Origin of the sequence: Pseudomonas sp. BP8 (assembly GCF_017875955.1) — a bacterium.
In the GTDB taxonomy this organism is placed as follows: domain Bacteria; phylum Pseudomonadota; class Gammaproteobacteria; order Pseudomonadales; family Pseudomonadaceae; genus Aquipseudomonas.
Window position 1 is genome coordinate 3665643 of record NZ_JAGINK010000001.1, and the last position, 21374, is coordinate 3687016.

Below are 21374 nucleotides of genomic sequence, written 5' to 3' on the forward strand. Positions count from 1 at the left end.
AAATGGGCATTGTTGAACAACTCGATAACACGCAGCTCGAACAGTTGTTGCAGGCGTTCAGCGTACGGCAACAGCCCCTGAGGCTCGACGAGCAGCTTCCCCTGCTGATGCACGCCTTGCAGGCCAATCAACTCGACCAGCTACCGCTACCAGGCCACGGTCATACCCTGCAACGCTGGCAGATATTGGCCCGGGTTGCCGGCTGTGACTTGGCGCTGGCCAAGCTCTACGAGGGCCACACCGACGCGCTGGCCATCCTTGCAGAATGCAGCGCGTCACACCTCGCGGGTACTGGCATCTGGGGTGTCTGGGCCGCCGAACCGCCCGACGCCCGTGTCCACATCACGGCGCGCGACGGCGAGAAAGTACGCTTGAGCGGGCGCAAGGCCTGGTGTTCGGGCGCGCTGCAGGTTGATCGCGGCTTGATCACTGCGTGGGCCGATGACGAGCGCCCGCAACTGGTCGCCATCGACCTGTCGCAACCCGGCCAGCGCATCATTGCCGATCATTGGCACGCGGTGGGCATGGCGACCACCGCCAGTGCCGACATCGAGTTCGAGGACGCACCGGGCATAGCCGTTGGCCAGCCCGGCCAATACCTGGCCCGGCCTGGCTTCTGGCATGGCGGTGGCGGTATCGCTGCCTGCTGGTATGGCGGCGCCGAAGCGTTGGCCGGGTACCTGTTCGAACACCGCCGCACGTCGCGCCCTGACCCACATGCCGACGCCCACCTGGGCAGTGTCGATGCCGCGCTCTATGGCGCCCGCGCCGCCTTGCGCGAATGCGCGGCGTGGATCGACCGGCAACCGCAGGCCGATGCCAGCTTTGAAGTGCAGCGCGTGCGCGCCCAGGTCGAGCAGGCGGTCGACACGGTGATCGCGCATGTCGGCCGGGCCTTGGGGGCTACGCCGTTCTGTCGCAACAGCCATTTCGCCCGGCTTAGCGCCGACCTTCCGGTTTACCTGCGTCAGAGCCATGCCGAGCGTGACCTGGCCAACCTTGGACAAGCGCTGGCACAGAGGCCGGCGGGAGCCTGGCAACTATGACTGAAAACCTGATTCAGGCCAGTACGGGCACGCCGTGGGCCGACTGGCAGCAATCCGCGCACTTGTCCCGAGCGACTTGGCTCGACCCGCGCCAGCTGTGCCCACCGGGGCGCCGGTTAGTACTGGTGGCTCCGCATCCGGATGATGAGATCCTCATGGCCGGCGGCCTGCTGGCCGGGTTTCGGGGCCGCGAGCAAGACCTGGTGCTGATCTCGGCCACCGACGGTGAAGGCAGCCATCCGCACTCGGCCCACTGGACAGAGCATCGCCTGCGCCGTCAGCGCCCACTGGAAAGCCGCCACGCTTTGCAGCAGCTGGATCTCGACCTCAATGCCCTCGACTGGCGGCGGCTCAACCTCAAGGACGGCGCACTGCCCAGGGATGAGGCGTTTCTGGTCAATCACCTGAACCAGTTGCTCAAGCCCGATGACCTGCTGCTCACCACCTGGCGTGGCGATGGCCACTGCGATCACGAGGCAGTTGGCCGCGCAGCTGCGCAGGCAGCCCTGGCGCGCAAGGCACAACTGGGCGAAGTGCCGGTGTGGGCCTGGCACTGGGCAACTCCCGATGACCCACGCTTGCCTTGGGCACGGGCACACCGCATCCAGCTTGATGAGGTCAACCTGGCACGCAAACGCCAGGCCATCAGCGCCCATGCAAGCCAGATGGAGTCCGATGAAGGCCGCCCCCCGGTCCTGCCACAGCACTTGCTGGAGTGCCTTCTGCAACCGTTCGAACTGGTGTTCCTATGAGCCTTGATGCGCAGTATTTTGCCGAGTTATACGCCGACAACGATGATCCATGGGCGTTTCGCACACGCTGGTACGAACGGCGCAAGCGCGAACTGGTGATGGCCAGCCTGCCGCGCCAGTATTATGAAAGGGTGTTCGAGCCCGCCTGCGCCAATGGCGAACTGAGCGTGTTGCTGGCCGACCGCTGCGCCAGCCTGCTCTGTCAGGACCTCGACCCAACCGCGGTGAACCTTGCCCGCGAGCGGCTCAGCGCGGTCAGCCATGCCAGCGTCGAACTTGGCCGCCTGCCCGCCGACTGGCCGGGGCAGAGCTTCGACCTGATTGTCCTGAGCGAGGTCGGCTATTACCTGAATCCTACCGATTGGCTGCAAGTGATCGAGCAGTCGGTGGCCAGTCTTGACGACGATGGCGGTCTGTTGGCCTGCCACTGGCGCCATCCGATCGCTGGCTGCCCGCAAGATGGCCGAGCAGTGCACGACCTGCTGGCCAAGCATCTGCCCCTGTATCGGGTGTTCCGTCATGAAGAGGCAGATTTTTTGCTGGAGTACTGGTCGTGCCAGCCCAGCGTGGTCGACCTGGATGAGAGGTGCGCATGATTGCAGTGATCATCCCCGCACATAACGAAGCCAGGCGGCTCGGGCGTTGCTTGAAATCGGTGATGGCGGCTGCCTCGCAAGCGGAGCAAGCCGGCCACCGGGTCGAGGTGTTGGTGGTGCTGGACCGCTGCAGCGACGGCAGTGAGGCCGTGGCCCGTCGGCATGGCGTGGCTACGTTGGCTGTGGCGGCGGGCAACGTCGGCGGCGCCCGGCGGGCAGGCGCAGCGCTGATGCTGGAGCGCGGGGCGTCTTGGCTGGCGTGTACCGACGCCGACAGTCGCGTACCCAGCCACTGGCTGCTGTGGCAACTGGCCTGTGCTGCCGATGTGGTTTGTGGAACGGTGCACATCGAGCATTGGCAGCCCTGGCAGAAGGCCGCGCTGCGCCAGTTGTATCGGAGCCGATATGATGCCTGTGAAGGGCACCGGCATATTCACGGCGCAAACCTCGGCGTATGTGCCCGCGCCTATGAACAGGTCGGCGGTTTTGCGCCATTGCCGGCGCATGAGGATGTGCAGTTGGTACGGGCGCTGGAGGCCAATGGGGCGCAGATCGTGTGGACGGCCAAGCACAGCGTGGCCACCAGCAGCCGGCGGGACAGCCGCGCACGGGAAGGTTTTGGGGATTATCTGGCGGGATTGGAGGCAGCCCCTTAGTACCTGCTAAAGGGCTGCACCACCAGTCCCACTCATGACGCCTTGCGCGTACGCTTGGCCGGCTTCTTCTCTGGCTCTTCCTTGACAGCAGCCTTCTTCTTCGGTGCCGCAGTCGCCCCTTTGCCACCCAGGCTGCGCTTGAGCAGCTCGGTCAGGTCGAGAATATCGGCTCCCTTGTGCGCCGCCTCGCCATCGCCCTTCTCTACCACGCTGATCTTGCCCTTGCTGGCCTTCTCTTCCACCAGGTCCATGATCGTCTGCCGAAACGCATCATGGTAGTCATCAGGGCTCCACGGCCCACTCATGTCCTGTACCAGGCGCTTGGCCATGTCCAGCTCACGTTTGTCGACCTTGGTTTCGGTCACGCTCTTGTCCAGCTCCAGCGTGTCGATACCGCGCACCTCCTCTGGCCAGCGCAGCGTTATCATCACCAAGGCGTCTTCCAGCGGGCGCAACAGGGCCAGGTGCTGGCGGGTATGCAATACGACCGTGGCCAAGGCCACCTTGCCGGTACTCTCCAGGGTTTCCCTGAGCAAGGCATAAACCTTGCCGCCGCGCCGGTCAGGGCTCAGGTAGTAAGGCGTGTCGAAGTGCTGCAGAGGAATGTCGGTAGCCTCGACAAACGAAAAGATGTCGATGGTCTGAGTGGCTTCCGGCCGCGCGTTGCGGATTTCTTCCTCGCTGATGATCACATAGCGGCCTTTTTCGTACTCCACGCCCTTGACCACGTTGTCCTTGTCGATGTCCTTGCCGGTGGTCTTGTTCACCCGCTTGTAGCCAACCGGGTCCATGCTGCGTTTGTCGAGCCAATCGAAGTCGACCCGCTCGGTACGCACAGCGGTATTGAGTGAAACGGGAATGTGCACGAGGCCGAAGCTGATCGCGCCTTTCCAGATAGCTCGGGCCATGACGGTCAGCTCCTACTAGGCTTCACAGGTTGGTCAGATTGGCAATAGCGCAACGCACCACAACGTTCGCAGCACTGGCATTGCAAGCCAGCGGCCTCGCCACAGAGCACAGCGCGCCATTGGCAGCCGCGCAGCAGGCAGAAGAGTTTCATCAGCCACCTCCTTGTCCCGGTAGTTTCGCGGGCACTTACTGGGACTGACTGCGTGGCGCCGTTAAGGTTTAGTTGGCCTGCCCTGCGGCATCGACTGCCTTTCACCCGCGGCCAAGGGATCACACCTTGCCTGCCCCTTCTTCCAACACCTGATCCACCACCGCCCGCAACCCCTGGCGAACATCCAGCCCCGCTGCCCGCGCCTCGCGCAAACAGAGCAACTGCCGATCAGCACTGGTTCCGTCCTGCAGGACCCGCTGCGCCAGCATCAGTGCCCGTTCGGCATCCGCAGTCTGCGGTGGATGTTGCGTGCCCAACTGCGCCAGCCAACCCTGCGCCGTGACTTGCGCTTGCTCATGTACGCCAATGAATTGCCCATGACGCCCATAGCGCATGGCCCGCCAGTAGTTCTCCTGGGTGATCCAGTGCAGCTCGCGGTTCACCGGCGTCGCCGCGTAATGGGCTACTGCGCAGCACTCGACCAGGTGGCGGAACAGCGCGGCGATGCACAGCGCAACTTCAAGCCGTGGGCAGCCGTCGCAGATACGCAATTCCACCGTGGCAAAACGATGTGACGGGCGCAGCGCCCACCAGAGCGCACCGTCCTTGGCCAATGCGCCGCTACGCTGAAGCAAAGCGCGATAACGCTCATAAGCCGACCAATTGCGCGCAGATCACCCGGCGATAGCTCATGTAGCCCGTATCATGGCCGACCCACAGCGGCGATGACGTGCTCAGCACGAGCAGCAATGGCGCCCAATACAGCACCCGGTTAATCAACTGCATCCGATCGCAGCCAGGCGGCACCCCGACGTGCACATGCAAGCCAGACAACAAACTACTTCGGGCCACATGCTGATAGTCGTCGAAGATCTGCCGGTAGTGGGTCAATCGACGCGGCTGCTGGCGCAGGGCGTCGGCACTGGGGTGACTGGCCGCGCAATACAGGCCGACCCCCTCCTCGGCCAATGCCGCGATCAGGCGCTGGCGGCTTTCACCGAGAAAGCTGCGCGCCTCATACACGTTAGCGAAGACGGGCGATGCGACTTCTATCTGGCTGTTAAACATCTCATCGGCAAAATACTCGCCCAGCACTTCACGGCAGCGCCTGACCACCGTAGCCGTCGGTGAGGCCAGCACCCGACCGCTGCCAAGGTCAACCAACAGGTACTCTTCCTCGATGCCGAATGTGCAAGGGCGGTACATGATCAGCCAATTCGGCTGACGCTGAGGGCAACAGCCGCAATACGCTCTACCTGCTGATACCCCGCTTCAAGCAGCTGCTCGCCAAACACGTCCGGGTCGAGTTCGCGGTACACCCAGCTCCACTTGGGCCCGGCCAGACGCAGGCGGGCGGCCTCAAGCAGGGCGTCTGTGCCGTCGACTACCGCCACCCCGGTATACAACAGCAGTGTGCCGCCGACGTTCAGACGCTGGCAGGCCTGCTCGAGAATGCGCACCGACAACGCCGCGCCCAGCTCTCCACCGCCGTGGCGGTATTGGCGCTGCTGGGTGTCGAGCATGTACGGCGGATTGGCGACGATCAGGTCAAAGCTGGCACTGAGGCCGGCAAGAAGGTCACTGGGTTCGACCGACACATTGGTCAAGCCGGCCAGGGCAGCATTGATAGCGGTGTAGCGCAACGCCAGCGGATTGATATCGACGGCGCTGACTTGCGCGTGCGGCGCGGCACGGGCTATGAGCAGCGCACCGATGCCACTGCCACAGCCGATGTCCACCGCATGGCGCACAGGCTCCGGGCTGCGCTGCAAATGGTCGAGGATGACCTGAGCGAAACGGTAGCTGTCCGGGCCAAAGAACACCGCATCGCTAGCGTCGGTGGGATAGGCCGAATGCACCAGCAGCAGGTCGTCCAAGGTAGACCAACGTACCGTGCTGCGCAGTCGCTCACCGTCTGCCTGGAGCACATCCGCAGCCTTCAACTGGGCCAGTTCATCTGCTGAAAGCAGTGCTTGAGCAAACGGCCGACTCCAACCGAACACGTCGCGCAAGGTGTGCGCCAGCTCCGCCCCTGGACGAGCATTGTTACGGGCATGGGTGGCCGGGGTCACACAGGTGAAGCTATAGCCGTCCGCCCTCAGGCGCTGTCCCAACTGAAACAACGCCTGGTCAGCCTGTGCTTGTTGCGGGGTCGGTTGCATCAGTGAACCCCCTCTTCGGCCAGGCCGGTGGCAGCGATATAGGCACGCGTAGCCGCCAGGCCATCAGGCAAGGCGTGGCGGTTGCCTGCCATGCGCTCGAGCAAGGCTTCGATGGGCTCGTGCGTTGGCTGCAGACGTACCGTTTCGCCGGCCGCCAGCTCAGCCTGCCAGCTACCGGGGAACACCCTGCGCACTTTCGGCCCTTGCCAATCACCGGCAATCCAGTCGTGCCAGAGCTGCTTCTCGTACGCGCTGAACACGCCGAACATCGCCGCTGACGGCCCCTCGATCAGTTTCCAGAAGCGACTCTGCGCGGGGTCGCGATTGCGCTGGATCCAGCCTTGCACCTGTAACGCCTTTACAAATCCGCCAATTGCCTGGGGGTCGGCCAGCCATTGGTTGATGGTACGGCCTTGGAGCTTGCAATGGTCCGAATGCATGAACTGGCCAAACTCGCGCTTGCGCTCGAGTGCCGCCATCAGCTCGGCCTCAAGATCGAAACTGGCAATCAGTTCAGTGGCAGGCGTGCCCAGGTCGTTTAGCCGATACCCGTGGCGTACCCGTTCATAGAACGCTTCTTGGTCCTGCGGCGGGCACAACTGCAGCAAGGCCTGGATCGAGCGATGGGCATGGCCGCTGGCCGCGTTGTCGATGGTCACGTGAAGCTGGAAATAATGGCCATCAATGCCCAGCTCCGCCAACTCGTAGGTAGTGATCAGCAAGTGCAGCGGCGGTTGCTCGTAGCCGAGGTTGTACCCGATGACTTCGGCCAGGAATTGTTCGGCATATTGTCCAAGCGCCAGCTGCACGGCGCCTTGCAGGTACCGCGTGTCGTCCAGGGGCATTGATTCCAGGCAACCCACACGGCTGAGCAAGCGCTGGTAGATCAGCACATGGTTGCAGCGCGCGTCACCGTCGCCAAGTTCTTCGAGATAGGTCCTGATCAGGCCGTGGTAGCGCGGGTCGTGCCAGTGCTTGAGCGTGCCGTGCAACCACGCGCCATCGACGGCCTTGGTCGGCGCGACCTGTTGCAGGTACCACAAGGCATGAGCGCGGTTGGCGAAGTAGCGCCTGAGCGCACCGCCGCGCCGTTGCTCGAGGTAGGTGGCATAGTCGCCCGCTACCTGCGTCGCACGCAGAGCGCTCCAGTGCATGAGTTGATCTGGGGAGTCAGGCAAATCGTCGTTCAGGGCGCCTGCCTGGTGCAGTTGTTCAGACAGCCACACATCGGTGCCTTCAGCATCGCCTTGCAGCAATGACCGGTAGCGCTGCGCGAGGCACTGTTCAGAGGGCGTGGAGATCATTGGGGCGAGGTTGCGGGTCATGACAGTCATGCCTGACTCCTTGCGCGATTACGGGGTTTTGCTGTCCTGCGGCATCGGCTCAGGGCCAGGAGCAGGTTGCGGAGCTGGCAGATCATCAGGTTTCTGCATTTGTAGCGATGGCTTGCTAGGGTCGGCGTCTTTGGCCGGGTGGTCAGTGTCGCGATCAAAACAACCGCCAAGCAGAACCAGGCTGCTCAACAGGCAGATCATGGGCGCTGTACGCATGGGTCGTCCTCCAGCGTCAAAAAAACGCAGCGCCGGAGGCCGGCACTGCGTGTGGTTGCTTACGAATTACGAGCGGCCACCTTTGCGGCCAGACTCGCTGCGGTCAGTGGTGGTACCAGAAGACTGCCCGCCTTTGCGGCCTGCCTCGGAAGCTTTTGCCTTGTCGTTGGCAAAGTTGCCAGGGTTCTTGGAACCGCCCTGACTGCCAGTCTTGTTGCTTTCTTTGTTGGCCATGGTCGTGAACCTCAATGTGGCTGCGGATTCGGAAATGCACAGCAAGGTGCCGTACATAGGATGGGAGTACGGCGATAAGCGCTGATTCGCTTTATTTCCGAAGGCATCGGACCGGTGGCGTTAAATATGGGCTTGGCGTGTATTTGGTGCGCAAATGGATAAGGATCAGGCGCGTGACGGATTGGCAGGGCGCCCTACTCCAATTCGCGCTGGCGACGGCCAAGCCAGGCGCCGGTGATGCCCCAGCCAAGCGCCAGCAGCGCGCCGAAAAGCATGGCCAACTGCGGATGCTCGCCCATAACATCCAGTCCACGTTTGACCCAGCCACTCAACGCGTCACCGCCGCGATAGACCACCGTGTCGATGAAATTTTTCGCCTTGTACTTGTCTTCAGCCGGCAACACGGTGAAGAGCATCTCCCGCCCAGGTCGCACCAAGGCATATTCACCGGCCCGACGTACCACCATGACGATAACGAACACCGCGAACACTGGCGCCAACGCCAGCCAGATGAACCCTGCCGCCATGATCAAGGGCACCGCCAGCAACAGCACCCCAACCCCCATACGCCGGGCTAACCGGCCGGTGATGAACACCTGGGTGAGGATCGCCAGCCCCTGGACCACGGTGTCGATCAAGCCGAACACCTGGGTCTGGCGGGTACGGTCGGTAAAGGTTTCGCTGACAATGCGTGCCTGCTCGAAGTACAGGAAGGTACTGACACTGGCCAGCAGTATCACGAACAGCGCAATGCCGAGCAGATAGGGCGAGCGCATGACTGCGCTGGCCCCGGCGAAAGGGTTGCCACCCAGCGGCTTGGACGCAGGATGTTCACTCATGGCGGGCAACGGGTTGCGGTCACGCCAGCGCTGCAGGTACACCGCCGCGGCGATGCTGCCGAGCAAGAACAGGCACGCCAGTATGAGCAATCCGGCATGGCCCAATGGCGCCACCAGCAGCGCACCCAGCAACGGTCCGCTCAGCCCGCCCAGGCTGGCACCGGCCGCCAACAGGCCAAACAGGCGCTTGCCCTGTTCGCTGGAGAACAAATCGGCAAGCACGCTCCAGGCCAAGGAAATCGCCAGCAGGTTGAACACCGACAGCCAGATGTAAAAAGCCCGCGCCTGCCAGATATCGTCAGGGTCGCGGGCGAACAGCAGGGCAAACAGCAACAGGTTGCTGGCGAACACCGCATAGGTCCATGGCAGAATGCGCCGGCGCTTAACCTTGGAGGCCAGCCAGCCGAACAGTGGCAAACACACCAAGGTGGCGATGAACGTCCCGCTGAACAGCCATTGCAGGTTGTCGACACCCCCGGCTATTCCCATGGTTTCGCGTACTGGACGCAGCATGAAATAGCCGGTGAACAACAGGTAGAACAGCGCAAGGCCGGCGACAACCGGTGCAGCCTCACCGGGCTGCAGGTTCAACCCCAGCGCCAGGCGCCGCCGCCATTGCCTCATGACGTCACGCGAACTGGCGGATCAGCGCTTGCTGCTGCGCTTCGCTTAACAAGGGCGCAAGGCCGGCCTTGAGCTGGTCGAGTTGACGGTCCGGTCGGCCAGTCGCCGGAATCACCGTGGTGACCGCCGGATGGCTGATGGCGAACTTGAGGAACATCTGTGCCCAGCTGCTGATTCCAGCTTCTGCAGCCCAGCCAGGCAGGGGCTGATCCTTGACCTTGGCGAACAGCCGGCCGTCATCGAAGGTGCGATTGATCAGGACCGCCACGCCTTTGTCGTGACACAGCGGCAGCAGCGTCTTGGCCGCGTCGGGGGCATTCACTGAATAGTTGATCTGAATGAAGTCGAGCGGTTCTTTGCGAACGATCTCGGTCACATCATCCTGACCGCTGGCCAGGTAATGAGTGATGCCGACGTAGCGGGTCTTGCCTTGCGCCTTGAGCTCGCGGGCATAGGGCAATTGCCGCTGCCAGTCACGCAGGTTGTGAATCTGCAGCAGATCGACTTTGTCCGTACGCAGGCTCTTCAACGTGCCGGCCCACTGCTCCTGGGCGGCGGCCGCGCTGTCGGCGGCGATCTTGGTGGCAATGAAACACTGGCGATGCCAGCGACCCTCCTCCAGCAACTGACCCAGGATCGCGTCGGCCCCGCCGTAGTTCGGCGAGGTATCGATGACCTTGCCACCGCCCTCGAAAAACGCCTTGAGCACCTGCTGGAGTTGCTGGTATTGCGCAGAGCCGGGCTCGACCTCAAAGCTGCCGGAGGTGCCCGCGCCGATCACCGGCAGCGCTTCGCCACTGGCGGGGATCTTGCGCGTAAGCAGGCCAGGGGCGGATTCGGCATACAGCCACGGGCTGGCGGCCATCAGGCCCAAGGCCGCTCCCGTGCGTAGGACATCACGACGACCGTACATGGAAAAGCTCCCGTCATGAATCGGAAACTTTCAAGGCTAGTCGCTCATACCCACCCTGGCAGGTGATTCTGTATCTGAATGTTAGGCGTCAGCCCAGCAGCAGGCTCAGGTCGAGCATGCCCTCAACCTGGGGCGGGCACCAGTAGTAGCCGCCGGTGAGTGGCCGACTGAACCGGTACAAGCCATCTATCACGCCATCTTCCAAGCCGCTCATACGGCGCAATTGCACCTCGAAGGCGTCAAAGCTGTGGCCGAGGGCGATAAAGGCCAGGCCGGCGCCGCGTGCATCGGTCCAAGCCACCGAACGGCGGACCATGAACGCCTCAGGGTCAAAGCTTTCTTGCGCAGTGCGCTTGACGTGGGCCGACTCGGGCGCGTCTTCCAGCTCTTCGTTGTCGCTCAGGCGGCGGCCAATGATGTTGTCTTGCTCGCCCTGGGGCAGTGACTTGAAGTACTGCAGGTCGTGCTTCCACAGCTGGAAGGCGGCAAAGCTGGAGCCGCTCAGGCCCGGCTGCTCGCCAGCGACGATGGCCGCTTCAATCGCGTCGGCATCCACCGGGTTTTCCGTGCCATCTTCATAGCCCGTCAGATCATGCCCGCCACGGTGCAAGAAGCCATCGACACTGTCTACCAGGCTCAAGGCCGGTGCTAGCATCTGCTCCAGTGCCTGGGCACGGAGAAACAGCTCACCGCGCTCTTCACCCCGCAGCCACAGCCACAGTGCGTGTTGCGTGCTCGGGTTTTCGACCGCCGCGTCCAGTTGCGGAAATCCGCGCAGGCCCTCGACCTCGCGGCCCAGTGCCTTGGCCAAGGGAGCCCCAACGCCAACGATCAACTGCTGGCCAACGACCTGCGACTGCAAGGCATCGAGCACCGCAGGCAGTGCCTGGGGCGAATGCAGGGTGAAAAACAGGTGACGGGCGTGAGCCGGCACGGGGGTGGCAAGCAGACCTTGCTGGAACGGCATGACAGGCGAATCCTCGGCAAAAGCGCGAATCCTACTGCGCACCGCGCCTGATCGCAACGCGACTCGCAGCTGCTGTTGCGCGGCTTTGCGGCCCAGCGCAATAACAAAACTTTACCAAGACATGGCCTATTGCGATTAGCTATCGTTCGACCGCCACCTACACTGCTCGGAATCCTTCGTTCGAGACAGCGCCCATGACCGCCTCCCCCCTGCTTACCGCCGTCCTGCCCATTGCCTTGGGCATCATCATGCTCGGTCTTGGCCTGTCGCTGACCCTGGCCGATTTCGCCCGAGTGGTGAAATACCCCAAACCGGTGGTAATCGGCCTGGCCTGCCAGCTTCTGCTGTTGCCGCTGGTGTGTTTCCTGATTGCCAATGGCTTTGGCCTGGAGTCGGCGCTGGCGGTGGGCCTGATGCTGCTCGCAGCATCCCCGGGCGGCACCACGGCCAACCTGTTCAGCCACTTGGCGCATGGTGACGTGGCCTTGAACATTACCCTGACTGCAGTCAATTCGTTGATTGCGATCCTGACCATGCCGCTGCTGGTCAATCTTTCGCTGATCTGGTTCATGGAGTCTGACCAGGCGATCCCGCTGCAATTTGCCAAGGTCATGCAAGTGTTCGCCATCGTCCTGCTGCCGGTGGCCCTGGGCATGATGATTCGGCGCTGGGCGCCTGGCTTTGCCGGCCGCATGGATAAACCGATGAAGCTGGTGGCGGCGCTGTTTCTGGCGTTCACCATCGTCCTGGCGTTGGCCAAGGATTGGCAGACCGTAGTCGACTACGCACCGCTGGTGGGTGGCGCTGCGCTGCTGTTCAATCTGTTGAGCCTGGCTCTCGGCTACTGGGTGCCGCGCGTGCTGAAGATCCCCAAGCGCCAGGCGATCGCGATCGGCATGGAAATTGGCATCCACAATGGCACCTTGGCGATTGCCCTGGCCTTGAGCCCGTCGTTGCTGAACAACGCAACCATGGCGGTGCCTGCGGCAATCTATAGCCTGATCATGTTCTTTACTGCGGCGGGGTTTGGCTGGTGGGTCAGCCGCGGCCTGCAGGCCGAGGCCAGCCCAGGCGCGACGCCACGCCAGATTATTGAATAACGCTGTTCTGACGGGCTGTCTTCTCTGCGCCACAGCGCCGCGCGCGTAACTGGCGTTTAAGCACGCGCAGCGGCGGCGCATAGAAGAATCCGAACGAGACACTGCCCTGGCGCCCCTTCACCGCATGGTGCAGGCGATGCGCGCGGTGCAGCCGTTTCAGGTAGCGATTGAGCGGCCGGGGCTTGTTCGGCCAATGCCGGTGGAAGAAGCCATCGTGCGCCACTACATAAAGCACGCCATAGCCTGCAACACCACCGCCGACCCACTGCAACGGCGCGTAGCCGGCCTTGCCCACGGCCACCAGCGCGGTGGCAATCAACGCCAGCGCCAGCAGATACAGGTCGTTGGTCTCCAGCACGCCCAGGTGCGGCTCATGGTGTGAGCGGTGCAGCCACCAGCCCCAGCCATGCATGATGTACTTGTGTGCCAGCGTGCCGACGCCCTCCATGGCCAGCAGGGTGCCGAACAGGATGGCGAGATTGAACAGCATGGGAAAATCCGCAGTGGGTACGAAAGGCGCAAGATTACCACTGCCCGCAGTCCGTATCAGCCCAGGCAGATGTAGGAAGCGTCTCTATTAAGCGATTGTCATCTTTCTGCCATTGACCTCGCCCAGGGCGCGGCGTAACGTGCGCCCCGCAATTATGCATCCCATCACAGGAGTCCTGCATTGGACAGTAGCCCCAGTCGATTGCGACAGGTCCACACGGCGAGCTAGTCCGGCAGTCCTTCTGCCACGGTCTCGCCGCACTCGGTAGACGGTGGTTGATCACGGCCCGCATGGGTCGATCTCTCCCCTCCTTCCTTTCTGAACCACCGCCTTCAAGGCGCACGGTCAGGTGGTCCTGCGCACTCTGTTTTTCTCCACGCCGTCGCTGGATGGCGCTTGAGCGGGCACATCAGTGGCCCGTGGAAGAGGTTTGCTATGGATTGGAAAGTATTTCTGCTGCGCGTCAGCGTGGCCCTTCTGCTCGGTGCCCTGATCGGCGCAGAGCGTCAACTGCGTCAGCGCCTGACCGGCCTGCGCACCAACGCGCTGGTTAGCACCGGCGCTTGTCTGTTTGTGCTGATGACTCAGGCGGTCCCGGGAATGGCCCCAACCGATGCCTCGCGGATTGCCGCATATGTCGTCTCCGGGATCGGCTTTCTCGGTGGCGGAGTGATCATGCGTGACGGTTTCAATGTGCGCGGGCTCAATACTGCCGCCACGCTCTGGTGTACTGCCGCCGTCGGCGTGCTGTGCAGCATGGGTTTGCTGCTCGAGGCCACATTGGGCAGCCTGGTGGTGCTCTGCGCGAACATCCTCTTGAGAGATATCGCCCAACGCCTCGACCAGCAGGAAGTACTGCCGGCCACCGAGGTCGAGCAACGTTTTGAAGTGCGTATCGTCTGTCGCAGCGAGGACGAGATCCAGGTGCGCAGCCTGATGCTGCACACCCTCAGCGATCCTGGCTTGCGCCTGCAGTCCCTGCACAGTGAAGACCTGGCCGACGCGCAGCGTCTGGAAGTACGCGCCGAGCTACTCGGCAACCCGCAGGCAACCGTTCAGCTTGAACGCCTGGTTGGCCGGGTCAGCCTGGAAAAAGGTGTCAGCGCGGTGCGTTGGCAGGTACGCGAGGTGTCGGCTGATTGACGATAACAGCACCTTTAGCTATCGCCAGCAGGTATTAGCGGCGTTTGCGTGAGCCCAGCTCGATCCAGGTGGGCGCATGGTCGCTGGCTTTGGGTTCGTTGCGCACCCAGGCATCCACCCCGGCAGCCTTCAGATACTTGGCAAGCTCGGGGTTGAGCAGCAGGTGATCAATGCGCAGACCGGCGTTGCGTTGCCAATGCTTACGAAAATAATCCCAAAAAGTGTATACCCGCGCGTCAGGGTGAAGGTGGCGCACGGCATCGGTCCAGCCCTGCGCCAGCAAGCGCTGGTAGCAGGCGCGCGACTGTGGTTGAAGCAAGGCATCCTTGAGCCAGGAGCGAGGGTTGTAGATGTCCTGGTCGGTCGGCACCACGTTGAAATCGCCGGCCAGCACCGTAGGGTGAGCGCTGGCGCACAATCCCTGGGCATGCTCGATCAGGCACTCGAACCAGTCGAGCTTGTAATCGAACTTCGGCCCCGGCTGCGGATTGCCATTAGGCAGGTAAAGGCACGCAACCAGTACACCGTGTACTGCGGCCTCCAGGTAGCGGCTCTGGCTGTCCTGCTCCATACCGGGCAAGCCCCGGCGCACTTCGAGCGGTTCGCTGCCACGGGCCAGAATGGCCACGCCGTTCCAGGACGGCTGACCGTGGAACAGGCAGCCATACCCCGCGGCCTCTATTGCTTCCCGGGGAAAGTCCTTGTCTGGCGCCTTGAGTTCTTGCAAGCAGGCGATGTCAGGCTGCTCGCGTTCCAGCCAGGCCAGCAGGCCGGGCAAGCGACTGCGGATACCATTGATGTTGAAGGTGGCGATCTTCAAGGCCTTCATGTGTCGGGATCATCGACATGGGCCTGCACCGCCTCCTCCAACGCGCGCACATGGGCCTGGTCAGCCAGCGCCTTGAGCGCCAGCCAATCGTCCCAATCGAGGTTGCCGTCGTCGCGCAGCGCCTCGGCAGTGCGGATCAGCTCATGGTGGTAGGCATCGGGTGACTCGCGCCGGTAGCTCTCATCGTCGTACTGGGCATACCAGGCGGCAAGCTCGGGAATACTGCGATCAATGCTCATGCCCTGCTCCTCCAGGTCAGCTTTGAATGTCTGAGCACAGACTGCGGGCAACGTTCCGCCGCGTTGCCTGAGTGGGCTGCGTGCGCAGAAAAATTAAACCTTTGCCCAAGCGCTGCGCTCAACCGTACGCGACATTGACGTCGCGCCATCGAGAAGGAGATAGACATGAACAACCTGTTCCTCAAACGCGTCGGGCTGTGCGTTGCGATGGGCATGGCCTCGGCGCATGCGCTGGCCGCAAGCTCGGACGACTTCGTCGATGCTGCAACCGAAGCCGGTATTGCCGAAGTGGTCACGGGTAACCTGGCCCAGGAAAAAAGCCAGAACGCCGACATCAAGGCCTTCGCTCAAGAGATGGTCACCGACCATACCAAGGCTAACCAGAAGCTCGGGGATATCGCCCGCAAACACGATATCAGCGTGCCGGATGAAGCCGCACTGACCGACAAGGTCAAGAAAGTGATACTCGAATGGCGCGATGAGTCGTTCGACAAGTCGTACATCAATAACCAGGTCGATGCCCATGAAAAGGCCGTGGAATTGTTCAGCAAAGAGGCAAGCTCTTCCGACAAGCCCGACCTGAAGGCGTTTGCCAGCGACACACTGCCAACGCTGCAAAAACACCTGGAACATGCCAAGCAGCTCCAGGCCAAACACGGTAAATAATCTGAACCAGCGAGGCTAGCTACCCATGAGTAACGATCCACTCCGCTCGGAAGTACTCACCCGTTTGCTCCATGCGCATCCGCAGGGGCTGGGCAAGGAAGTACTGGATAACTATCGCGGCGAAAAAGTCGTGGCTGGCATGCTCAAGACCTTGCAGGATGAAGGCCTTATCCACGATGGCAGCGTCACCGTTGATACTGAGCACCAGATCAGCGTTCAGTATCCGATCAAGCTATCCAGTTCAGGGGTCGAAGCGGCCAAGCAGGCTGAGGGCTGATTTTCATTTAATCAATGAGGGCATCTTTACGGTGCAAGCCCGTGAAGATGCCATCACTGACATCCGTTCAACCTTCCTTTTCGACATCCCGCGGGGGCTTGGCCGGCCCCTGCGGATCTACCTGTGGATCATCCACATCGGGTGAATCAGGATCAAATCCCAGCTCATCGTTTTTGCTCGAATGCTCTGAAGAATGTGGACCTTTATCGTCCTGCCCGCTTGGGCGTTGCGCTTGCGTGGCCATGGTATCGCCTCCGGTTAATGTCTACGGAAGAAACCAGCCAGGTCGCAAAGTTTGATTTATCTGGGATCGATCTCTTTCGGCATCTCGCTGGCAAGGCGCGCCTGACACGCCACTAGCGCTGCGCCGCGGCTCTTCAGCTCGCTCTTCAGGTAGGCCAATTGCTGGGTCTGCTCGTTACAAATCTCTCGCTTCTGCTCCAGCTGCTGCGCTTGCACGTCCAGTTGCCGGCGCATTTCCTCACTGGCGCCCTGCGCCTGGGCCAGAATCGAACGCAGCCCCTGCACCTGGGCATCCCGTTGTTCCAGTTGCTCGTGGCCCAGCGCGCGCTCGGCGGCCAACTGCCGGCTCTCGCCAAGCAGGCGTTCGTTATCCCGATGCAGGCGGGTAGCCTCCTCTTGCTTGATGATCATCCCTTGCTGCAATTGGCGCTGTTCAACCTGCAACTGCTGCACCTGCGCCTCGTGCCGGCGTTGTTCCTGTTCACGCTGCTCGCGACTCGCGGCCCGGTAGTGCTCAAGGGCATCGCGGGCATGGCGGTGCTTGTCTTCCAGCGAGCGAATCTGTTCGTCCTTGTCGGTCAAGCGCACCTGCAGTTCGCCCAACGCCTGGTTAAGGCTGGCACTGCGTAACTGTTCGGCCTGCAACGTGCTCAAGGTGGACGTGAGTTTTTCTGATTCAGCCGCAAGCGCGCTGGCCTGGATCTGCTGCTGTTGGTGAGCGGCAGCCAGTGCTTGTTGCGCCAGTTGCAGCTGTGCCTGGAGCTGCTCGCACTGTTCGTCGAACTGCGCCTGGGCCTCGGCGATATGCGCCTCCCCGTCTTGTTTCAACTGTGTGGCTAATTGTGCGACCAGTCGCGCCAACTGCTCATTGAGGCTGGTGGCTGCCAATGGAGCAGCTGGTTGCTGCGCTTCCAGCTCCTTGAGGTAGCGGTGGATGGTGGTTTTCGAGCCCGTATTACCCATTTCGATACGTATCGCATCAATGCTGGGGTTTTCCCCGCGAGCGATCAGGGCTTGCCGCGCCTGCTGCACTACTGCCTTGTTGATACCGCCCCGGGCCATGCTTGCTCCTACGATTTCGTAATGTGGTACGTACTATGTAATTACGTACTGATTTTGATGTTTTTTAGCTAGGGTTTCAAGGGGATTCTGACATTCAATAATCACGGCTTATCGCATGTGATGCGCGTTCTAGGGTGGAATTAGCGGTCGCGGCGAGGATGTCGGTATCAAATACAAGGTTCTTTACGGATTGCCGGGGGCTGGGGGCTGGGGGCTGGGGCTTGTAGGTTGGGGGCTTATCCATTTGATGTGCTGGTGCTTCTGGCCCCTTCCGCCCTTACGGCGGGTCACTTTTTTTCTTGGAAAAAAGTAACCAAAAACCGCTTGCTCCTGCATCCGGCCCCTACGCTGCGCTTCGGGGTTCCCTCGCTCCGGTCTTGCTCCGGGAGGACCGCGCTGTACGGCCCATCCTGGGCCTCAGCGCTTTCCGGCCATCCATGGCCTCCACCTCCCTGCGCAAGACCTCCACTCGGCCTCCTGAAGTCGCTGGTAGATCAAGAGCAAGATCAAGATCAACAGCCAGGGCAACGGCTGGCGAATCGCTGCGCTCTCGCTTTGTTTGTTTACGAGCGGATTTGTGGGGTGGCTGGCAGGGCTGCGCCCTGCGATTTGCATTGGCAGTACCGGCCTCTTCGCGGGGCAAGCCCGCTCCTACAGGGATTGCGCAAATTTTGAATTCGGCGCTGTACCTGTAGGGGCGGCGGTGCGGCGATCCGACTTGCCCCGCGAAGAGGCCCGAATATCCACCACCCATGCCACTATCAAAAACAACGCCAGCCCAGACACCGCCCGTACCTTCGCGACTTCAGGAGACCGGAGCGAAGGGACCCGCCGTAAGGGCGCAAGGGGCCATTGCAGCCACCACATCAGGGAATAAGCCCACAATTCCTAAGCTTGCCGGCTGACCACTCCCAACCCAATCGTCTTACATGCGGTTATCATCAGGCCTCACTCCAGAGGCCTGTCATGTTCGATTGGGAAGACCTGCGTCACTTTTCTGCCTTCATCACCGCCGGTTCGCTGTCGGCCGCCGCGAAACACCTGGGGGTCGATCACGCTACCGTCGCTCGGCGCATCAGTTCGCTGGAAACCTCGCTGCAACTCAAGCTGGTTGACCGGCGGCCAAGGGCCTATGCCGTCACCGAACAAGGTCACCGGGTGGGCGAATTCGCCGAGCAGATGCTGGCTTCATCGTTTGCGCTGGAGCATTTTGCCAGTGCTGACCAACAGGCCGTCGAAGGCGAAGTGGTGATTGCCGCCCCGCCCGCGCTGCTGGGCAGCATGGTGGCGCGCAGGCTCGGCGAGCTTTACCGGCGCTATCCGCATGTGCAGCTCAAGTTGGTCGGCAGCAAGTCGCGCGCCTCCCTGGCACGGCGTGAAGCGGATGTCGCGATTGCCTTGGCCAGGCCGACCGAACCGACGCTGGTGGCCAGTCTGCTCGGCCATCTCGACTACCGGCTGTATGCCTCGGCCGCTTACCTGCTCCGGCCTGAGCCGCGCCTGTATATCGGCTATGACGAGTCCCAGGCAAAATCACCGCAGCAGCTCTGGCTGCTCAAGCAGGCCGCCGGTCGGCCGTTCGCACTGCAGAGCAACGACTTGCGCATCCAGGCCCAAGCGGCTGCCGGTGGTGTCGGCATCGCCTGCCTGCCAGCGTTCATGGCCCGCGAACACGGCCTGGAACCTGCCGGCGAGGATGACAACTCGATGAGCATCGAGATCTGGCTGGCGGTCCATGAAGACGTGCGCCGGACGCCGCGCATCAAGGCGGTGACGGATTTTCTGATCGAACAGGTCAAGCCACTGCTGCGCTTGTGAATTTTTGCAGGTATCGCCTGCACATAGCGGGAATTTGCGCGGATGACCGTCGACGTTAACCTTGCGCCATGGCTCGGCAGACACCGAGCAACAATGACCAAGAGGACACCCAGATGCAGTACGTCAAACTCGGAAACACCGGCCTCGACATCTCTCGGCTTTGCTTGGGCGGCATGACCTTCGGCGAGCCGGATGCCGGCACCCACCCGTGGACGTTGGGCCTGGAGCAAAGCCGGCCGATCATCCGCCACGCGGTAGACCAGGGCATCAACTTCTTCGACACGGCCAACAGCTACTCGGCAGGCACCTCGGAAATCATCCTGGGCAAGCTCCTCAAGGAATGTACCCGCCGTGATGAGGTGGTCATCGCCACCAAGGTGTTCTACCCGGCGAACATGTGGGAAGGCTCAACCAGACCCAATGAGCAGGGCCTTTCACGCAAGGCGATTCTTGCCAACATCGACGCGAGCCTGACCCGGCTGGGCACGGATCATGTCGACCTGTACCAGATCCACCGCTGGGACTATCACACCCCCATCGAAGAGACCATGGAAGCCCTGCACGAGGTGGTAAAGGCTGGCAAGGCCCGCTACATCGGAGCCTCTTCGATGTATGCCTGGCAGTTTGCCAAAGCTCAGCAGGTCGCAGCTGCCAATGGCTGGAGCCGGTTTGTCTCGATGCAGAACTACCTCAACCTGCTCTACCGGGAAGAACAACGGGAAATGATCCCGCTGTGCCTCGATCAAGGTGTCGGTCTCCTGCCCTGGAGCCCGCTGGCCCGTGGGCGGCTGACTCGACCCAACGGCCAAGAGACCGAGCGCACCCGCACCGACATCTCTGGCAAGTCCTTCTACGCAGGCACTGAAGCCGAGGATGGACGGGTGATCGACGTGGTCGAGCAGATCGCCGGTGAGCGAGGGGTTGCCATGGCGCAGGTGGCGCTGGCCTGGGTACTGCGCCAGCGCCCGGTGTCAGCGCCGATCATCGGCGCATCCAGACCAGGGCATCTGGATGACGCCATTGCCGCGCTGGAGCTGGAATTGTCTGATGAAGAGGTGGCGCGTCTGGAGGCCCCCTATGTGCCGCATGCGGTAACAGGCTTCAAATAGGACCCACACCACTCATCCGATACCGTCGAACACCCGCCATCCTTACCTACGCTGGAAAAGCAGCCGGCCGCTCCGGTCAGCACGCAACCCGTTGAGACAGGAGAAGCGAGCATGGGATTCGTCACAAGCAAAGACGGCGTCGAAATCTTCTACAAGGACTGGGGCCCGCGTGACGCCCCGGTCATCCATTTTCACCACGGCTGGCCGCTGAGTGCTGACGACTGGGACGCCCAGTTGCTCTACTTCCTCGCCAACGGCTTCCGGGTCGTGGCCCACGATCGCCGCGGCCACGGGCGCTCCAGCCAGGTCTGGGACGGTCATGACATGGATCACTACGCCGACGACGTCGCTGCAGTGGTCAAGCACCTGGGCATCCACGGCGCCGTGCATGTCGGCCACTCCACCGGCGGCGGCGAAGTGGTGCGCTACATCACCCGCCACCCCGAGGACCCTGTCAGCAAGGCGGTGTTGATTGCGGCAGTACCGCCGCTGATGGTCAAGACCGAGCGCAACCCGGGAGGCCTGCCCAAGTCGGTCTTCGATGACTTCCAGACCCAGGTCGCCAGCAACCGTGCGCAGTTCTACCATGATGTGCCGGCGGGCCCGTTCTATGGCTACAACCGGCCGGGCGCCAAGCCATCCGAGGGCGTCGTGCTCAATTGGTGGCGCCAAGGCATGATGGGCTCGGCCAAGGCCCACCATGAAGGGATTGTTGCCTTCTCGCAGACTGACTTCACCGAAGACCTCAAACGAATCAAGATCCCGGTACTGGTGATGCATGGCGATGACGACCAGATCGTACCTTACGAAAACGCCGGACCGCGTTCAGCCGAGCTGCTCGCCAACGGCACCCTGAAGACCTACAAGGGCTATCCGCATGGCATGCCGACTACCCATGCCGAGGTGATCAACGCTGATTTGCTGGCATTCGTGAAAGCATGAGGCCCACAGGGCCAGAGGGGCTGCATCCCTCTGGCCCGCTGTCATCAACAGATGAAG

25 protein-coding genes and 1 pseudogene are annotated in these 21374 nt (G+C 62.1%); 11 read left to right on the top strand and 15 right to left on the bottom strand.

Features of this window, described 5'->3' with window-relative positions; genetic code table 11:
• Nucleotides 1-2: 2 nt before the first annotated feature.
• The 4 genes from J3B00_RS16135 to J3B00_RS16150 are packed head-to-tail and all read left to right on the top strand — an operon-like array spanning nt 3 to nt 3050.
• On the top strand, nt 3-1046 hold the full coding sequence (locus tag J3B00_RS16135) for an acyl-CoA dehydrogenase family protein (protein ID WP_209868648.1): 1044 nt from the start codon (nt 3-5) through the stop codon (nt 1044-1046).
• Nucleotides 1043-1798 (top strand): PIG-L family deacetylase, encoded by a 756-nt coding sequence (locus J3B00_RS16140; protein WP_209868650.1) that lies wholly within the window; start codon nt 1043-1045, stop codon nt 1796-1798. The genes J3B00_RS16135 and J3B00_RS16140 overlap by 4 nt, the downstream gene beginning before the upstream one ends.
• Nucleotides 1795-2394 carry an SAM-dependent methyltransferase gene (locus J3B00_RS16145; protein WP_209868652.1) on the top strand — a complete coding sequence of 200 codons (600 nt, stop codon included), beginning with the start codon at nt 1795-1797 and terminating at the stop codon, nt 2392-2394. The genes J3B00_RS16140 and J3B00_RS16145 overlap by 4 nt, the downstream gene beginning before the upstream one ends.
• Nucleotides 2391-3050: a glycosyltransferase gene (locus J3B00_RS16150; RefSeq protein ID WP_209868654.1), complete on the top strand. Its 660-nt coding sequence runs from the start codon at nt 2391-2393 to the stop codon at nt 3048-3050. The genes J3B00_RS16145 and J3B00_RS16150 overlap by 4 nt, the downstream gene beginning before the upstream one ends.
• Nucleotides 3051-3082: 32 nt before the next feature.
• On the opposite strand, the gene J3B00_RS16155 is transcribed toward J3B00_RS16150, so the two are convergent.
• From J3B00_RS16155 to J3B00_RS16195, 10 genes and pseudogenes are all read right to left on the bottom strand, one after another.
• Nucleotides 3083-3958, bottom strand: a complete 876-nt coding sequence (locus J3B00_RS16155; protein WP_209868657.1) for a Ku protein — start codon at nt 3956-3958, stop codon at nt 3083-3085.
• A gap of 5 nt (nt 3959-3963) precedes the next feature.
• Nucleotides 3964-4110, bottom strand: a complete 147-nt coding sequence (locus J3B00_RS26830) for a PSPA7_2676 family Cys-rich small protein (protein ID WP_281075654.1) — start codon at nt 4108-4110, stop codon at nt 3964-3966.
• Between the two features lie 119 nt (nt 4111-4229).
• Nucleotides 4230-5316: pseudogene (locus J3B00_RS16160) on the bottom strand (carboxylate-amine ligase).
• 2 nt (nt 5317-5318) lie between these two features.
• Entirely contained in the window at nt 5319-6272 is a 954-nt protein-coding gene (locus J3B00_RS16165) for a class I SAM-dependent methyltransferase (RefSeq protein ID WP_209868659.1), read from the bottom strand.
• Nucleotides 6272-7606 (bottom strand): iron-containing redox enzyme family protein, encoded by a 1335-nt coding sequence (locus J3B00_RS16170; RefSeq protein WP_209868662.1) that lies wholly within the window; start codon nt 7604-7606, stop codon nt 6272-6274. Before J3B00_RS16170 ends, J3B00_RS16165 begins: the two co-directional genes overlap by 1 nt.
• 18 nt (nt 7607-7624) lie before the next feature.
• A complete protein-coding gene (locus tag J3B00_RS16175) occupies nt 7625-7822 on the bottom strand; it encodes a hypothetical protein (protein ID WP_209868664.1) in 198 nt (65 codons plus the stop codon).
• Nucleotides 7823-7888: 66 nt separating this feature from the next.
• The gene (locus J3B00_RS16180; protein ID WP_209868666.1) at nt 7889-8056 is read right to left on the bottom strand and encodes a KGG domain-containing protein; all 168 of its coding nucleotides are present in this window, start codon (nt 8054-8056) and stop codon (nt 7889-7891) included.
• Between the two features lie 194 nt (nt 8057-8250).
• Nucleotides 8251-9519: an MFS transporter gene (locus J3B00_RS16185; protein WP_209868668.1), complete on the bottom strand. Its 1269-nt coding sequence runs from the start codon at nt 9517-9519 to the stop codon at nt 8251-8253.
• 4 nt (nt 9520-9523) lie between these two features.
• Nucleotides 9524-10432 (bottom strand): aldo/keto reductase, encoded by a 909-nt coding sequence (locus J3B00_RS16190; protein WP_209868670.1) that lies wholly within the window; start codon nt 10430-10432, stop codon nt 9524-9526.
• Nucleotides 10433-10520: 88 nt separating this feature from the next.
• On the bottom strand, nt 10521-11399 hold the full coding sequence (locus J3B00_RS16195; RefSeq protein ID WP_209868673.1) for a Dyp-type peroxidase: 879 nt from the start codon (nt 11397-11399) through the stop codon (nt 10521-10523).
• Between the two features lie 194 nt (nt 11400-11593).
• Between J3B00_RS16195 and J3B00_RS16200 the strand changes: the two genes are divergently transcribed.
• Nucleotides 11594-12499, top strand: a complete 906-nt coding sequence (locus tag J3B00_RS16200; RefSeq protein WP_209868675.1) for a bile acid:sodium symporter family protein — start codon at nt 11594-11596, stop codon at nt 12497-12499.
• Here the strand turns inward: J3B00_RS16200 and J3B00_RS16205 are convergent.
• Nucleotides 12489-12989 carry a sterol desaturase family protein gene (locus J3B00_RS16205; protein WP_209868678.1) on the bottom strand — a complete coding sequence of 167 codons (501 nt, stop codon included), beginning with the start codon at nt 12987-12989 and terminating at the stop codon, nt 12489-12491. The genes J3B00_RS16200 and J3B00_RS16205 overlap by 11 nt on opposite strands.
• Nucleotides 12990-13424: 435 nt before the next feature.
• Here J3B00_RS16205 and J3B00_RS16210 point away from each other — a divergent pair, with 435 nt between their 5' ends.
• Nucleotides 13425-14132, top strand: coding sequence for an MgtC/SapB family protein (locus J3B00_RS16210; RefSeq protein ID WP_209868680.1), 708 nt, complete (start codon nt 13425-13427; stop codon nt 14130-14132).
• A 34-nt stretch (nt 14133-14166) separates the two neighbouring features.
• On the opposite strand, the gene xth is transcribed toward J3B00_RS16210, so the two are convergent.
• Nucleotides 14167-14961 carry an exodeoxyribonuclease III gene (gene xth, locus J3B00_RS16215; RefSeq protein ID WP_209868682.1) on the bottom strand — a complete coding sequence of 265 codons (795 nt, stop codon included), beginning with the start codon at nt 14959-14961 and terminating at the stop codon, nt 14167-14169.
• Nucleotides 14958-15200: a hypothetical protein gene (locus tag J3B00_RS16220; RefSeq protein WP_209868684.1), complete on the bottom strand. Its 243-nt coding sequence runs from the start codon at nt 15198-15200 to the stop codon at nt 14958-14960. The genes xth and J3B00_RS16220 overlap by 4 nt, the downstream gene beginning before the upstream one ends.
• Before the next feature lie 165 nt (nt 15201-15365).
• Between J3B00_RS16220 and J3B00_RS16225 the strand changes: the two genes are divergently transcribed.
• On the top strand, nt 15366-15866 hold the full coding sequence (locus J3B00_RS16225) for a DUF4142 domain-containing protein (RefSeq protein ID WP_209868686.1): 501 nt from the start codon (nt 15366-15368) through the stop codon (nt 15864-15866).
• Nucleotides 15867-15891: 25 nt separating this feature from the next.
• A complete protein-coding gene (locus J3B00_RS16230; protein ID WP_209868688.1) occupies nt 15892-16143 on the top strand; it encodes a hypothetical protein in 252 nt (83 codons plus the stop codon).
• A 67-nt stretch (nt 16144-16210) separates the two neighbouring features.
• On the opposite strand, the gene J3B00_RS16235 is transcribed toward J3B00_RS16230, so the two are convergent.
• Together J3B00_RS16235 and J3B00_RS16240 are read right to left on the bottom strand one after the other, a co-directional pair.
• A complete protein-coding gene (locus tag J3B00_RS16235; RefSeq protein WP_209868690.1) occupies nt 16211-16387 on the bottom strand; it encodes a DUF6021 family protein in 177 nt (58 codons plus the stop codon).
• A 56-nt stretch (nt 16388-16443) separates the two neighbouring features.
• The gene (locus J3B00_RS16240) at nt 16444-17448 is read right to left on the bottom strand and encodes a DNA-binding protein (protein ID WP_209868692.1); all 1005 of its coding nucleotides are present in this window, start codon (nt 17446-17448) and stop codon (nt 16444-16446) included.
• A gap of 966 nt (nt 17449-18414) precedes the next feature.
• Here J3B00_RS16240 and J3B00_RS16245 point away from each other — a divergent pair.
• The 3 genes from J3B00_RS16245 to J3B00_RS16255 all read left to right on the top strand — a co-directional run bounded on the left by J3B00_RS16245 (nt 18415) and on the right by J3B00_RS16255 (nt 21317).
• On the top strand, nt 18415-19266 hold the full coding sequence (locus J3B00_RS16245) for a LysR family transcriptional regulator (RefSeq protein WP_209868694.1): 852 nt from the start codon (nt 18415-18417) through the stop codon (nt 19264-19266).
• A gap of 113 nt (nt 19267-19379) precedes the next feature.
• A complete protein-coding gene (locus tag J3B00_RS16250) occupies nt 19380-20375 on the top strand; it encodes an aldo/keto reductase (RefSeq protein ID WP_209868696.1) in 996 nt (331 codons plus the stop codon).
• A gap of 111 nt (nt 20376-20486) precedes the next feature.
• Nucleotides 20487-21317: an alpha/beta hydrolase gene (locus J3B00_RS16255; RefSeq protein ID WP_209868698.1), complete on the top strand. Its 831-nt coding sequence runs from the start codon at nt 20487-20489 to the stop codon at nt 21315-21317.
• The last annotated feature ends 57 nt before the right edge of the window (nt 21318-21374 follow it).

Coding starts and splice junctions, on each gene's coding strand:
- J3B00_RS16145 (WP_209868652.1), top strand. CDS start 1,795: ATGAGCCTTGATGCGCAGTATTTTGCCGAGTTATACGCCGACAACGAT.
- J3B00_RS16255 (WP_209868698.1), top strand. CDS start 20,487: ATGGGATTCGTCACAAGCAAAGACGGCGTCGAAATCTTCTACAAGGAC.
- J3B00_RS16150 (WP_209868654.1), top strand. CDS start 2,391: ATGATTGCAGTGATCATCCCCGCACATAACGAAGCCAGGCGGCTCGGG.
- J3B00_RS16165 (WP_209868659.1), bottom strand. CDS start 6,272: ATGCAACCGACCCCGCAACAAGCACAGGCTGACCAGGCGTTGTTTCAG.
- J3B00_RS16180 (WP_209868666.1), bottom strand. CDS start 8,056: ATGGCCAACAAAGAAAGCAACAAGACTGGCAGTCAGGGCGGTTCCAAG.
- J3B00_RS16210 (WP_209868680.1), top strand. CDS start 13,425: ATGGATTGGAAAGTATTTCTGCTGCGCGTCAGCGTGGCCCTTCTGCTC.
- J3B00_RS16240 (WP_209868692.1), bottom strand. CDS start 17,448: ATGGCCCGGGGCGGTATCAACAAGGCAGTAGTGCAGCAGGCGCGGCAA.
- J3B00_RS16190 (WP_209868670.1), bottom strand. CDS start 10,432: ATGTACGGTCGTCGTGATGTCCTACGCACGGGAGCGGCCTTGGGCCTG.
- J3B00_RS16230 (WP_209868688.1), top strand. CDS start 15,892: ATGAGTAACGATCCACTCCGCTCGGAAGTACTCACCCGTTTGCTCCAT.
- xth (WP_209868682.1), bottom strand. CDS start 14,961: ATGAAGGCCTTGAAGATCGCCACCTTCAACATCAATGGTATCCGCAGT.
- J3B00_RS16220 (WP_209868684.1), bottom strand. CDS start 15,200: ATGAGCATTGATCGCAGTATTCCCGAGCTTGCCGCCTGGTATGCCCAG.
- J3B00_RS16185 (WP_209868668.1), bottom strand. CDS start 9,519: ATGAGGCAATGGCGGCGGCGCCTGGCGCTGGGGTTGAACCTGCAGCCC.
- J3B00_RS16140 (WP_209868650.1), top strand. CDS start 1,043: ATGACTGAAAACCTGATTCAGGCCAGTACGGGCACGCCGTGGGCCGAC.
- J3B00_RS16250 (WP_209868696.1), top strand. CDS start 19,380: ATGCAGTACGTCAAACTCGGAAACACCGGCCTCGACATCTCTCGGCTT.
- J3B00_RS16195 (WP_209868673.1), bottom strand. CDS start 11,399: ATGCCGTTCCAGCAAGGTCTGCTTGCCACCCCCGTGCCGGCTCACGCC.
- J3B00_RS16200 (WP_209868675.1), top strand. CDS start 11,594: ATGACCGCCTCCCCCCTGCTTACCGCCGTCCTGCCCATTGCCTTGGGC.
- J3B00_RS26830 (WP_281075654.1), bottom strand. CDS start 4,110: ATGAAACTCTTCTGCCTGCTGCGCGGCTGCCAATGGCGCGCTGTGCTC.
- J3B00_RS16155 (WP_209868657.1), bottom strand. CDS start 3,958: ATGGCCCGAGCTATCTGGAAAGGCGCGATCAGCTTCGGCCTCGTGCAC.
- J3B00_RS16135 (WP_209868648.1), top strand. CDS start 3: ATGGGCATTGTTGAACAACTCGATAACACGCAGCTCGAACAGTTGTTG.
- J3B00_RS16170 (WP_209868662.1), bottom strand. CDS start 7,606: ATGACTGTCATGACCCGCAACCTCGCCCCAATGATCTCCACGCCCTCT.
- J3B00_RS16205 (WP_209868678.1), bottom strand. CDS start 12,989: ATGCTGTTCAATCTCGCCATCCTGTTCGGCACCCTGCTGGCCATGGAG.
- J3B00_RS16175 (WP_209868664.1), bottom strand. CDS start 7,822: ATGCGTACAGCGCCCATGATCTGCCTGTTGAGCAGCCTGGTTCTGCTT.
- J3B00_RS16225 (WP_209868686.1), top strand. CDS start 15,366: ATGAACAACCTGTTCCTCAAACGCGTCGGGCTGTGCGTTGCGATGGGC.
- J3B00_RS16245 (WP_209868694.1), top strand. CDS start 18,415: ATGTTCGATTGGGAAGACCTGCGTCACTTTTCTGCCTTCATCACCGCC.
- J3B00_RS16235 (WP_209868690.1), bottom strand. CDS start 16,387: ATGGCCACGCAAGCGCAACGCCCAAGCGGGCAGGACGATAAAGGTCCA.